General features: G+C 65.9%; 13 protein-coding genes and 1 pseudogene. 3 read left to right on the top strand and 11 right to left on the bottom strand.

Annotated features, from left to right (window positions below; all coding sequences use genetic code 11):
- Window positions 1-58: 58 nt before the first annotated feature.
- The 10 genes and pseudogenes from F6S12_RS26355 to F6S12_RS26310 form a co-directional block, all read right to left on the bottom strand.
- On the bottom strand, window positions 59-886 hold the full coding sequence (locus F6S12_RS26355) for a class I SAM-dependent methyltransferase (RefSeq protein ID WP_123431273.1): 828 nt from the start codon (window positions 884-886) through the stop codon (window positions 59-61).
- Window positions 887-1,096: 210 nt separating this feature from the next.
- On the bottom strand, window positions 1,097-2,080 hold the full coding sequence (locus F6S12_RS26350) for a metal ABC transporter solute-binding protein, Zn/Mn family (RefSeq protein ID WP_011062451.1): 984 nt from the start codon (window positions 2,078-2,080) through the stop codon (window positions 1,097-1,099).
- Window positions 2,081-2,980 (bottom strand): metal ABC transporter permease, encoded by a 900-nt coding sequence (locus tag F6S12_RS26345; RefSeq protein ID WP_015636482.1) that lies wholly within the window; start codon window positions 2,978-2,980, stop codon window positions 2,081-2,083.
- Window positions 2,980-3,723 carry a metal ABC transporter ATP-binding protein gene (locus F6S12_RS26340; protein WP_015636481.1) on the bottom strand — a complete coding sequence of 248 codons (744 nt, stop codon included), beginning with the start codon at window positions 3,721-3,723 and terminating at the stop codon, window positions 2,980-2,982. The genes F6S12_RS26345 and F6S12_RS26340 overlap by 1 nt, the downstream gene beginning before the upstream one ends.
- Window positions 3,720-4,649, bottom strand: a complete 930-nt coding sequence (locus tag F6S12_RS26335) for a metal ABC transporter substrate-binding protein (protein WP_011062448.1) — start codon at window positions 4,647-4,649, stop codon at window positions 3,720-3,722. Before F6S12_RS26335 ends, F6S12_RS26340 begins: the two co-directional genes overlap by 4 nt.
- 35 nt (window positions 4,650-4,684) lie before the next feature.
- Window positions 4,685-5,257 carry a DUF6162 family protein gene (locus F6S12_RS26330; protein ID WP_015636479.1) on the bottom strand — a complete coding sequence of 191 codons (573 nt, stop codon included), beginning with the start codon at window positions 5,255-5,257 and terminating at the stop codon, window positions 4,685-4,687.
- Window positions 5,254-5,587 (bottom strand): annotated as a pseudogene (locus F6S12_RS26325) (hypothetical protein). The gene F6S12_RS26330 and the pseudogene F6S12_RS26325 overlap by 4 nt, the downstream one beginning before the upstream one ends.
- A gap of 1 nt (window position 5,588) precedes the next feature.
- A complete protein-coding gene (locus F6S12_RS26320) occupies window positions 5,589-6,131 on the bottom strand; it encodes a hypothetical protein (RefSeq protein WP_011062445.1) in 543 nt (180 codons plus the stop codon).
- Entirely contained in the window at window positions 6,128-7,351 is a 1,224-nt protein-coding gene (locus tag F6S12_RS26315; RefSeq protein WP_053159635.1) for a PepSY-associated TM helix domain-containing protein, read from the bottom strand. Before F6S12_RS26315 ends, F6S12_RS26320 begins: the two co-directional genes overlap by 4 nt.
- 296 nt (window positions 7,352-7,647) lie before the next feature.
- Complete coding sequence (locus F6S12_RS26310; protein ID WP_011062443.1) at window positions 7,648-8,115, bottom strand: VOC family protein; 468 nt, start codon at window positions 8,113-8,115, stop codon at window positions 7,648-7,650.
- Window positions 8,116-8,398: 283 nt separating this feature from the next.
- Between F6S12_RS26310 and F6S12_RS26305 the strand changes: the two genes are divergently transcribed.
- The 3 genes from F6S12_RS26305 to F6S12_RS26295 all read left to right on the top strand — a co-directional run bounded on the left by F6S12_RS26305 (window position 8,399) and on the right by F6S12_RS26295 (window position 11,144).
- A complete protein-coding gene (locus F6S12_RS26305; protein WP_315869482.1) occupies window positions 8,399-9,622 on the top strand; it encodes an SfnB family sulfur acquisition oxidoreductase in 1,224 nt (407 codons plus the stop codon).
- A gap of 3 nt (window positions 9,623-9,625) precedes the next feature.
- Entirely contained in the window at window positions 9,626-10,291 is a 666-nt protein-coding gene (locus F6S12_RS26300) for a methionine ABC transporter permease (protein ID WP_011062441.1), read from the top strand.
- An 82-nt stretch (window positions 10,292-10,373) separates the two neighbouring features.
- On the top strand, window positions 10,374-11,144 hold the full coding sequence (locus tag F6S12_RS26295) for a MetQ/NlpA family ABC transporter substrate-binding protein (RefSeq protein ID WP_315869481.1): 771 nt from the start codon (window positions 10,374-10,376) through the stop codon (window positions 11,142-11,144).
- 91 nt (window positions 11,145-11,235) lie between these two features.
- Here F6S12_RS26295 and F6S12_RS26290 read toward each other — a convergent pair.
- The coding region (locus F6S12_RS26290) for a hypothetical protein (RefSeq protein WP_315869480.1) at window positions 11,236-12,228 on the bottom strand (993 nt) is incomplete at its 5' end.

Genomic DNA, 12,228 nt, shown 5'->3' with positions numbered 1-12,228 from the left:
CGGCAGCGGCTACAGAGGCGCTGCCTTCTTGAGCTTGGCGGTTTTTCACGCCGGGCGATCAGCCCCCGCGCTTGACGGCCTGCAAGGTGTAGCTCAGTGGCAGGCGCCATGGCGCTTCCTTGAGTCGCCATTCGCCGCGTTCATCCACCACCATCTGCCCGGGCAGGGCTTCCCAGGGGATGCTCTGGTGCTCCACCAGTCCCGTGATGTCCAGGCCCTGGGCCAGCAAGGCGCTGATGATCTCTCCCAGGCCGTGGTTCCATTCGTGGGTCATGGTGGCCTTGAGGGGGCTGTCGGTTTCCACGTAGGTGTTTTCGTCGTCCCAGACCAGAGGCTCGCGGGTTTCGAAGTAGGGCAGTTCCACCCGCAATGAGTCGTGGTGATCTTCGTTGATGGCCCAGAGCATCGGGTGGCCTTCGCGGATGAACAGCCGGCCCCCGGGCTTGAGCAGGGCGCCGACGGTCTGCGCCCAGCGCTCGATGCTCGGCAGCCAGCACAGGGCGCCGATGCCGGTGTAGACCAGATCGAAGTTGCCTTGGGGCAGTACCTCGGCGGCCAGGAACACGTCGGACTCGTGGTAGTCGATAGGCGTATTGCAGCGTCGGGCCAGGGTCCGGGCTTCCGCCAGGGACGCCGGGGAAAAATCCACGCCGCTCATCTGCGCGCCGAGGCGGGCCAGGGACAGGGTGTCGGTGCCGATATGGCATTGCAGATGCACCCCGCGCAGGCCTCGGATATCCCCCAGCAAGGGCCGGTCGAACTGCACCACGTCGGACAGATAGCCGGCTTCGTCGACAAAACGCTGCACCGCGTAGTCCGCCGAGGCGGCATGCAGGGGCGCGCGTTCGTCCCAGTTGGTCTTGTTGAGGTTTACGTAGTCGCTCATGGCGCGGGCTTCTTCTCTGGGCTTTTGGCGAAGCGCAGACTAGCACCGGAAAATGCGCGCGATCTTGAGGGAATATGTAAGCGGCCCCGGCCCCTGACCCCGACTGTAGCCGCTGCTGAGCCATGGCGAAGCTGCGCCAAGGTCCGAAGGACCTTCAGCGATCTCAAGAGCAGCGTCTCCTGCACAGCCGTTCGCAGCCTGCGGCAGCGGCTACAGGCTCAGGGCCTGGGTGACTTTCTGCAGGTTGCCTTCCAGTTCGGCGAGCGGGTCAGCGCTGTCGGTTTCCAGCACCAGTAGCTGGCTGCCGCCGGCGCTGATGGCGGCTTTCAGTGCATCGGATGGCTGGCGGTGGTGCAGGACCAGGGCCACATCGTTGTCCTTGAGCCGGGCTTGCAGCTTTTTCAGGGCCTCGGGGGTCCATTCGTTGTCGGCCCGGGCGTCCACTTCCAGCAGTTCCAGGTTCAGGCCACTGACCAGGTACCCGAAGTGCTCGGAGAGGCTCAGCACGCTGAGGTTGTCGGCCTCGGCCAGGCGCGCTTCGCTGTCGGCGCTGAGTTTCAGCAGGCGCTGTTTGAGGCCTGCCAGGTTGCTTTCGATCTGCGGTTTGGCTTCGGGCGCCAGCCGCGCGAGGTCCGCCGCCAGCACGTCGGCCATGCGCCCCAGGTTGTTGCTGGACAGCCAGGGCTGGGCGTTGAGCCCGTCGCTCTTGCCCGGTTGCAGGGCCACGCCGGGCAGGGCGCCGTCCACCGGGCGTGCAGCGTCGATCTCGACGATGCGGATGTTGCTGCGCCGGGCGTTGGGGTACAGCGGGTCGTCCGGCCAGATCGAGCGCAGGCCGATCACTGCGTCGGCATTGAGTGCCAGCTTGGCCAGGGCCGGAGCGCCACGCCCGGTGAAATAGGCCGTCTGCCGCGAGCCCGGCAGGTTGGCCGGGGCGGCCCGTTCCAGCTTGATGTCGGTACCCTGCAGCAGGATCTGCCCCAGGCCGAAAGTCACCGGCAGGGAAGCCAGCACCGTCGGTGATTTGCTTGAGGTGGCGCTGTGCAGCGCGGTGTTGCCCATGCCGTGGTTGGCGACCACGCGCATCGGTTCGAAGTGGTCGCGCTCGGCCAGGGCCGGAGTACTGATCAGGCCGCCGAGGGCCAGGGCCAGGGTCAGGCGACGCAGTGACAGGTGAGGCAATGAACTGTGCATTTATCCGATATTCCCTTTCAGGCTGGGGACAGTGCCGCGAGCGATGGCGGCCAGGGCGAAGGCGACACCGGCCACCAGGATGATCGCGGCGCCGGAGGGCACCGGCAGGTCGAAGACGATGGGTAGCAGGATGCCGCACAGGGTGCTGACGGTGGCGATGCTCACCGAGATCCAGAAGAAGCCCTTGAGCGACTGGCTCAGCAGGCGTGCCGCGGCGGCCGGAATCACCAGCAGGGCGCCTACCAGGATGGCGCCGATGACTTTGACCGCGGCCACGGTGATCAGGGTCACCAGGATCACGAACAGGTAGTCCAGGGTCTTCACCGCTACGCCGCGTACCGCCGCCAGCTGCGGGTTGAAGCTGGCCAGCATGATGCGGTTGTACAACGGCAGGCTCAGGCCCAGCACCAGGGCGCCGACGATCAGCAGCACCAAGAGGTCGCTGCCGTTGACCGTGAGCACCGAGCCGAACAGCACGTTTTCCAGGATGTGCACGTTGATCTTGCCGGCGAGGATCAGCAGCAGGCTGGCGCCCAGGGCCAGGGACACCGAAAGGAACACGCCGATCAGGGTGTCCGGGGCCAGGCCGGTGCGGTTGCGCAGGTAGTTGAGCAGGATGCCGAACAGCAGGCAGTAGCCGAACAGGCTGCCGTAGGGGCCGGTGTAGGGTTCGCCCAGGAGGATGCCGATGGCCACCCCGGTCAGCGCCGCGTGGCCCACGGCTTCGGAGAAGAAGGCGAAGCGTTTGACCACCACCAGGGTACCCAGGCCGCCCAGCACCGGGCCGATCAGCAGCCCGGCCAGCAGGGCGTTGACCACGAACCCGTAGGCCAGGGCTTCGGGCAGGTAGCCGGCCGAAGCCCAGCCCTGGACCATCAGGCGAAAAGCTTCATAGGTCATCAGGCGGCGCTCCCGGCGGCTCGTGGATGGGTGGAGAACAGGCTGAGCAGGCGCTCCGGGGTCAGGGTCTGTTGCGCCGGGCCGTCGAACAGCACCCGACGGTTGAGGCCGGTGACCCGGTCCGCCAGACGGCCCACCGCTTCCAGGTCGTGCTCGATCCACAGCAGGGTGATGCCGCTCTGGCGCCAATCGTGGAGCAGGCGTTCGAAGACCTGGATACCGGCTTCGTCCAGGGCCGACATCGGTTCGTCCAATACCAGCAGTTGCGGGGCCGGGATCAGGCCCTGGGCCAGCAGTACCCGCTGGCGTTCACCGCCGGACAGGGCGCCCATGCGCCGCTTGCGCTTGTCCTGCATGCCGACTCGTTCCAGGGCCTCGCCAATGGCCTGGGCGTAGTGCCGGCTGAGGCCGAGAAAGGCCGGGCGGCGCTGGCACATGGCGGCCATGAAGTCGTCCACGGTCATGGGCAGGCCGCGGTCGAACTCCAGGGCCTGGGGCACGTAGCCGATGGTGCCGGGGGCATCCGGCCACTGCAGGCGCAACTGGCCCTGGTGCGGCATCTGCCCCAGCAGGGTCTTGATCAGCGAACTCTTGCCGCCGCCGTTGGGGCCCACCAGGGCGTGCACGCTGCCGGGCTGCACCTGGAAGGCGACGCGATCGAGGATGGTGGTGCGGCCCAGGGTCAGGCTGACCTGGTCGAACTCGATGGCCGGGCCCCGCAGCAGGGTCTCGATGGCGGTCATGCCCCGGCCTCCTGGATGGCCCGGACCACGGTGTCGAGGTTGCCCTTCATTTCCTTCTCGTACTTGTCGGCGCTGTAGTCGCCGTAGGAAATGTGTGACAGCGGGTAGAGCTTGACCCCGGATTCACGCTGGATGGTGTCGACGTAGGTGGAGGGGAAGTCCATCTCCGAGAAGATCACCTTGACGTCCAGCTCGCGCAGTTGGTCGATGGTCTTCTTCAACTGGCTGGGGCTGGGTTCGATGCCGTGGGCCGGCTCCACCACCGCGGTGACTTGCAGGCCGAACTCGCGCAGCAGGTAGTCGTAGGCAGCATGCACCGTGGCCACCCGCAGGTCGGCATTGGGCGCCTGGGTCAGCTTGGCCAGGGCGTCGGCGCGCATCTGCCGCAGGCGCTTGCCGTAGGCGCGGGCGTTCTGGGTGTAGGTCTTGGCGTTGGCCGGGTCCATCTTGCCCAGCTCCCGGGCGATGTTGTTGACCTGGGCGATGGAGGCGCTGATGGAGAGGAAGGTGTGCGGGTTGACCACTTTGCCGGCGCCTCGCGCGGCCACCCCGGTGGCGGCCAGCAGCGGCACGTTTTCGTTGGCTTCGATCACCGGGATGTCCGGGCGCTCGCTGGCGGCGATCATGCGGTCGGCGAAGTCATCGTGGCCCACGCCGTTGAGCACTATCACGTCCAGGGTGCCGATGCGCTTGATGTCCTCGGCCCGGGGTTCGTAGGCGTGGGGGTTGAAGCCGGCGGGAATCAGCGGCACCACCTCGGCCTTGTCACCGACGATATTGGCCACGTAGCTGTAGTAGGGGTGCAGGGTGATGCCGATGCGCAGGCGCTTGGCCGGGTCGGCGCTGGCCAGGGGGCTGAGCATCAGGGCCAGCAGACTGACCAGCAGCACCTGTAGAAATGGGCGGCGTTGAGATGAAATAGGCATGGGCAAGCGGTCTTCTCTCGGGTGAATGCGAATGATCAGTGGCGATGCTGGCGGGTCACTCCGGCATCGAATTGCGCCACCACCTGTTGCCAACCGGCGGCGGCCAGTGGTTCGTCGCCCAGGTCAGCGGGCAGGGCGGCGGAAGGGGCGCGGTTGAGCCAGATATCCACCTGGGTGTCATCTTCGGCGTCGATGCGCATCAGAAAGGAGCCGGCCACTTGCGGGTTCTGGCTCAGGCCCAGGTAGGCCTGGTTCTGCACTGTCCAGATATGGCCACCGCGGCTCACCGAGCTGGCGTCCTGGGCGAAGGGTGCGAAGCCTTCGCCGGCCAGTTCCTCGGGGGTCGGCAGGTCCTGGCTTTCGGCGCGCAGCAGGTGGATTTCGTCGAGGGTCACCCGCAGGTCGGCATAGATGCCCTGCTCGCCGGCGCTGAGGTCGCGGCGCGCGTCCAGCTGGTGGCTGGCGACACTGCCGGTCGCGGTTTCTTCGCCGCGCCACAGCACCACGGTGGCAGCCACACTCAGAATCAGTGCACACAGCAACAGCACATAGAGGGTTTCATGGCCGGCGCCGGCGGGGCGCACGACCTGGGTGGTGGCAGGAGTCATGGGGCCTCGATATCCGCTTGGTCGATCTCGACCACGTGGCCGGGGCCCGCATCGAAGAGTACGTAGAACTCGCTGGAAGGTTTCTTGAAGGTCAGGGTCGAGTCGGCCCCCAGCTTGCCCGGCACCAGGATGGTTTCGTCGTAGCCGATCACGTCCAGGGTCACCCCCGGGGCGCCGCTGCCATCGGAAAAACCACCGGTGCAGCGGATCTGCTCGGCGTCTATGGCCTTGCACTCGCACATCGGGTTGTGGGCCAGGGCGCTGTGGCTGAAGGCGCCGCCCAGCAACAACAGGGCCAGGGCGCCAAGGCGCCGTGGGAATACTGCGCAACTCATCGTTTGCCTCCTTGTTTTTCGAGCCAGGCCACGGTGGCGGGGGACGCCTGGCTCAGGGGAATGGATGCCTGGTGCATGCTGCCGTCCCAGCCTTCCATGGTGATCCACAGCTCGGAATCGGCCTTGGTCTTTTCCGGGATGGGCAGGCTGGCGCCCATGCGGTACGGGCTGCCGAAGAAAATCACCCCGGCGGCCCGCAGGCTGCGGGGCTTGCCGATGCGCAGGTAGGTGGCCTTGACCGGCTCGATGCAGGCCTGGCACAGGGCGGCGTTGAAGCTTTTCAGGTAACCGGCGGGGCCATCGCTGCGTGGCGCTTCGTTGCGCATTTCCGCCAGGCGCAGGCTCCAGGGGCCGACCTGGATCTCGCCGATCTCCCGTTCACCCAGGCCGCTTTCGCCGCGAAACAGGGCAACGTCGGCGAAGTATTTGGGCATGAAGCCCAGGGGAATCAGCAACAGCAGGATGTTCAGGTGAAAGCGCCACTTGTGCCAGAGCCGGCTCAGGTTCGAAGGCGCGGCGGCGGTGCTAGTCTGGCTCACAGGGTGCTCTCCGAGGTTTCGGCGCTCATGGCCGGGGCGGGTGCCTGGGCGGGTTTGCTGGCGGGGCGCGCACGGGCGGCCTTTTCTTCGCGCTTGAGGGCGTTGGCGGTGGCCAGGGCGGTGCGCTTGGTCCAGATCAGCAGGCCGCTGAGGACCATCATGCTCAGCACCAGGCCGAAGAAGAACCAGATCAGCTTGATCCAGAGGCCGCCGAAATCACCGGTGTGCAACGGGCGCATGGATTCGGTGACGAACTCCAGGGTGTTGCGGTCCGCCAGCAGGTGCGAGGTGTCCAGGGAGCCGGTATAGGGGTTGATGTTGGCCGTCTGGTACATCAGCGGATACCAGCCGCGGCCGCCGACATACAGGTGGCTGTAGGCGTTGCTCGGCAGGCTGACGAAGCTGATGTCGAAGCCGGGGATTTTCTGTGTGGCAATGCCGATGGCCTGGTCCAGGCCGATCATCGGCGCCGGGCTGCCATCGCCCGTGGTCGGCACTTGTTCGCGGGCGATCACCGGGACCACGGGTTCGCTGGAGATACTGATGTGGTTGTCCGAAAGAATCGCTTCGATCATGAACCAGGTGCCGGTGATGGAGATCACCGCGATGAACCAGATTGACCAGATGCCGCTCAGGCGATGGAAATCACCCCAGAAGATCCGTGCGCCATGGCGCAGGCGCAGGGTTGGCTTGAGAAAGCCTTTCCAGAACTTCTTGTAGACCACCAGCCCGGTGATCAGCGACACCAGCATGGGCAGGCCCAGCAAGGACACCAGGTACCAGCCCCAGCTGTAGCCGTTGGTGAAGGGCACCAGCCACCAGCCGTGCAGGGCGCGGGTGAAGCCCTGGAAATCGAACTGCGGGCTGGTGCCCTGGATCACCCCGGTGTAGGGGTTGACATAGAGCGTCGGCGAGCGGCCGTCCGGGTAGCTGACACTGACACTCAGGGCGAAGTGGCTTTCATCCGGGGTGACGATGGTGTCCACCCGGGTCTGGGGTTCGGCGCGCTTGATGGCCTGGACGATCTGGTCGTAATTCAGCGGTTGTGCGTCATCGCTGGGCTTGCTGGCGCGCACGTCGGGGTTGGCCAGCCACACGATCTCCTGGCTGACCACCGCCAGGGTGCCGGTGACGCAGACAATCAGCACAAAGAACCAGATGGGCAGGGCCAGCCAGCTGTGCACCAGAAACCAGATTTTTGAACGGGACTTCTTCGACATTGAATGGGCGTCTTGATTCGAGGAATGGAGCGGCACTGGAACCCGGGACCGGGCCCGGGACAAAAAGCGCCGGGCATAGCCTGGGCCAACGCGGCCTGCTGCATCTAATTAAGACGAATGAGAATCGTAAATCCCGAAAGGCGATATGAAAGTAAATGTTACGAAGCTGCGAAACCCTCGTGAAAGCCGCTGCTTGACTGGTTTGGTCAATGCCCATGGCCCCGTAGGAGCGGGCTTGCCCGCGAACGGGTCCGCGAGACGCCTTCGCCGGCAAGCCGGCTCCTACAGGGGCAGGCTCAGCCGGCCTGTTGCTGGAACATTTCCCGGGCCCGTCGGCCGATTTCCTCGGCGCTCAATTCCTCCTTGCGGCTGGCGAGGAACCACACATGCCCGAAAGGGTCGCGCAGGCTGCCGCTGCGATCGCCGTAGAACTGGTCCTTGACCGCCGACACTTCGGTGCCGCCCGCGGCGATCGCCTGGGCAAAGCGGCTGTCGACATCTTCCACATACAGGTGCAGCCCGACCGACGTCTTGTGGGCTTCCGGGCTGCCCATCGGGGTTTGTTCGCAAGGGCTGCCGAGCATGATGGCCGAACCACCGATGCGCAGTTCGGCATGGCCGACCCTGCCGTCGGGCATGTCCAGGCGCATGATCTGCACCGCGTCGAAGGCCTTCTTGTAGAACTCGATGGCCTCGGCGGCGCGCTGGATGCCCAGGTAGGGGGTGACGCCGCTGAAACCTTCGGGAATGGGATTGACGCTCATCAGGGTTTCTCCTTGATCTTGTTGTTGGGGGCGACGCTGACGCCGCGTGGAGCAGGCTTCACTCTATACCCGGGCCCTTGCCTGCCCGGCACGGGCCGACGAGGTGTCGTCCAGGCAACACTGGCCTACTGTTGGCCCACCAACAGCGTTCCAGCAATCTGCCCGGCAGAGGGCCTGATGCCGGGGCGAAATAACCACCCAAGTCCTTGAATTCATGGGGGCAGGCTTTAGGCACAGAAGCTGCAATGAGCGGCAGTCACCTTCATTCGCCCGAGAGCGCCGTATGCCCGCATTGCCTGAATCTGCCGTTTATCCCCTGCACACTCCCGCTGCCCATGTGATCCGCGATGGCGCCGAAGCCCTGGCCGTGGCCCGGCAAGTGGCCGCGATCCTGCTGGAGCAGGACGCCGAGCGCGACCGTACCCGGGAAGTACCGGTGCAGGTGGTCGACCTGTACTCCAACAGTGGCTTGTGGGGCATCAGCGTGCCTCGCGAATTCGGCGGCGCCCAGGTGTCCTATGCGGTGCTGGCCGAGGTCATCGCGATCATTTCCGCTGCCGACCCGTCCCTGGGGCAGATCCCGCAGAACCACTACTGCCTGCTGGAAGACATCCGCCTGCAGGGCACGCCGGAGCAACAGGCGCACTTTTTCGCCCTGGCCCTGCAAGGCCATCGCTTTGCCAATGCGTTGTCGGAAACCGGCGGCAAGAACGTCCAGGACATCCAGGCCACTATCCGCCGCTCGGGTGACGGTTATGTGATCAATGGCCGCAAGGGCTACTGCACCGGTTCGCTGTATGCCCATTGGCTGGCAGTGCTGGCCCTGGACGAGCAGGGCAGGGGCCAGCTGGCCTTCGTGCCCCGGGGCAGCGAGGGGCTGGCGGTGATCGACGACTGGGACAGCATCGGCCAGCGCACCACCTCCAGTGGCACCGTACTGGCCCAGGACCTCAAGGTGCCGGCCTTCAACCTGTTTCCCACCTACCGTTCCTACGAAAGCCCGACCCTGGCCGGGCCCTTCGCCCAGCTGACCACGGCCGCCATCGACGCCGGGATTGCCCGGGCGGCGCTGCGCGACACCATCGCCTTCGTGCGTGAGCATGCCCGGCCGTGGATCGATGCCGGGGTGGAGAAGGCCAGTGAAGACCCGCTGACCATCAACCAGGTGGGGGCCCTGGACATTCGCCTGGAAGCCGCCGAGGCCCTGCTGGAACGGGCTGGCCTGGCCCTGGACGCGGCCCGCCCGGCACCCGATGAAGACAATGTGGCCCGGGCCTCCCTGGCGGTGGCCAAGGCCAAGGTGCTGACCACCGAAATCGCCATCGAGGCCAGCAATAAACTGTTCGAACTGGGGGGCACCCGTTCCACCCTCAAGCGCCACAACTTCGACCGCCACTGGCGCAACGCCCGGGTGCATACCCTGCACGACCCGGTGCGCTGGAAATACCACGTGGTGGGCAACTGGCTGCTCAACGACATCAAGCCACCGCGCCATGACTGGTCCTGAACCATGGCCGAACTGTTCAAGAACATTTACTGGGCCGATATCGCCCAGGCCTGCGTCGATACCCTGAGCATGCTCGGCGCGGCCCTGGGTTTTACCGTGCTGCTGGGGCTGCCCCTGGGCGTGCTGCTGTTTCTCACCGGCAAGCGCCAGTTGCATGAAGCGGTGGGCCTGTATCGGGTGCTGTCGGTGCTGGTCAACATGCTGCGCTCCTTGCCCTTCATCATCTTGCTGATCGTGCTGATTCCCCTGACCACCTTGCTGGTGGGCACCTCGCTTGGCGTGCCGGGCACCATCCCGCCGCTGGTGGTGGGCTGCACGCCGTTCTTTGCCCGGCTGGTGGAAACCGCCCTGCGGGAAGTGGACCGCGGGGTGGTGGAAGCGACCCAGGCCATGGGCGGCAGCACCTGGCAGATCATTCGCCACACCTTGCTGCCCGAAGCCCGGGGCGGCCTGCTGGCGGCGGTCACGGTGACCGCCATCGTGCTGGTGGACTACACCGCCATGGCCGGGGTGATCGGTGGCGGCGGCCTGGGCGACCTGGCGATCCGCTACGGCTACCAGCGTTTCCAGACCGATGTGATGGTGGTCACCGTGGTCCTGCTGCTGGTGCTGGTGCAGGCCCTGCAGATGACCGGCGACCGCCTGGTGGCGCATTACAGCCGCCGTTGAAGCGATTTCTTCGAACCCAACCCGAAACACGGCCCCACGTGCGCCCCACGACGGCTGCCTGCCTCTGCCTTAGGAGCAACCCATGAAGAAGACCCTGGCCGTATTGGCCGCCGTACTGTCCCTGAGCGTCAACGCCAACGAAAAGCTGCTGGTGGGCGCGACCCCGGTGCCCCACGCCGAGATCCTCGAATTCGTCAAACCGCAACTGGCCAAGGAAGGCGTGGACCTGCAGATCAAGGTGTTCACCGACTTCATCCAGCCCAACCAGCAGCTGGCGCTGAAGAACCTCGACGCCAACTACTACCAGTACCGGCCGTTCCTCGATGACTTCAACAAGACCTGGCACACCGACCTGGTGCCCGTGGTGGGGGTGCACATCGAACCGTTCGGCGCCTACTCCACCAGGATCAAGAGCATCGCCGAGCTCAAGGACGGGGCCAGTGTGTCGATTCCCAACGACCCGGTGAACACCGGCCGGGCCCTGGTGCTGCTGGATGAAGCGGGGCTGATCAAGCTCAAGGACCCGAGCAACACCCTGGCCACCCAGCGCGACATTGTCGAGAACCCCAAGCACCTGAAGATCCGTGAACTGGAAGGCGCCTTGCTGGCCCGCTCGGTAAGCCAGGTGGACTTGGCGTTTGTCTTCGCCAACTACGCCCTAGAAGCCGGGATCGATACCAACAGCGCCTTGATCGTGGAGAAGGGCAAGGACCTGTACATCGAATTTCTGGTGGCGCGCCCGGACAACATCAACGACCCGCGGATCCAGAAACTGGCCAAGGCGCTGAACTCCGATGCCGTGCGCCAGTTCATCCTGACCCGCTACAAAGGCCAGATCGCCCCCGGCTTCTGAGCATCTGCCCCCTTGTAGGAGCTGGCTTGCCAGCGAACGGGCCCGCGAGATCGCCTTCGCCGGCAAGCAGGCTCCCACAGGGCGAGGCGGGTCAGGTGCGCTGTTGCGCCTGCTCCCGGTATTGCTGCTGGGTGTCGTCCAGCAGCACCTCCCTGAGCGGCACCGCCCCTACGGCCAGGGCTTTCTCGATGCTCAGGTCGTCGCCACGGGCCGCCAGCAGGGCTTGCAGCCGCTGGAACTCGCCGCACCAGATGGTCTCGATGTCTTTGTCGCGCTGGGTATCGCGCTGGGCGCTGAGGGCTACCGCGCGTACCTGCAACCGGCCGTTGTCGGCATTGCCGCCCACCTCCACGCCATACCCCGGAGTGGCGCCCTTGCGCAGCACCACCCTGCCGTCCTGGGCCCAAGCGGTGGCCATGCCCTCGCGAACTTCGTAGCCCAGGCTGGCCAGCCCTTCGAGTACCGCCTGGCGGCGGGCCAGGGCGGCGCGTTGTTGCAGCTCGGCTTCGATCAGCGCACTGAAACGGGCAATCAGCCCGTCCACTGGCGCCATATGGGCCAGGCTGCATTGGCCGGCCTGGGCCAGCTCGTTCTCGGCGGTTGCGGGGCACAAGGTCGCCACTTCGCTGGCCAGTTCCTCAAGGCGCGCCAGGCGCGCGCGGCGCTCCTGGCTGTCGCGGGTGGCCTGGGCCAGCTCCAGCACCAGGCTGTCCAGCAGCAGGTTGCGCTGCTGCACGCGGGTTTCTGCATCTATCTGGCGCAACTTGGCCAGGTAGGGTTCGGCGCTGGCCTGATCATCGAGGGTCAGCAACTGGGCAATGTGCTGCTCGATGCGTTCCAGTCTGGGTTCCGCTTGCTCATGGGCGGCGCGCCACTGCGCCAGGGTCTGGGTTGGGGTTTCGCCTTGCAGGCGCCGGGCCAGTTGCTGCTGGGCCTCGCTCAGGCCCTGTTCTTCGACTGCCGCCCCCAGGCTGGCGAAACCCTGGGCCAGGATCGACTCCACAGCCGGCACCGGCTGCCCATCGGCAATCGCCCGCAACGGCTCCAGCAATTGGGCTGCGAGCGGCTTGCCTTGCAGGGCGCC

This window comes from Pseudomonas sp. JV245A (genome assembly GCF_032424515.1).
Lineage (GTDB): Bacteria > Pseudomonadota > Gammaproteobacteria > Pseudomonadales > Pseudomonadaceae > Aquipseudomonas > Aquipseudomonas protegens.
The sequence above is the reverse complement of the archived record's forward strand: the minus strand, read 5'-3'. Positions and strand labels throughout refer to the sequence as shown.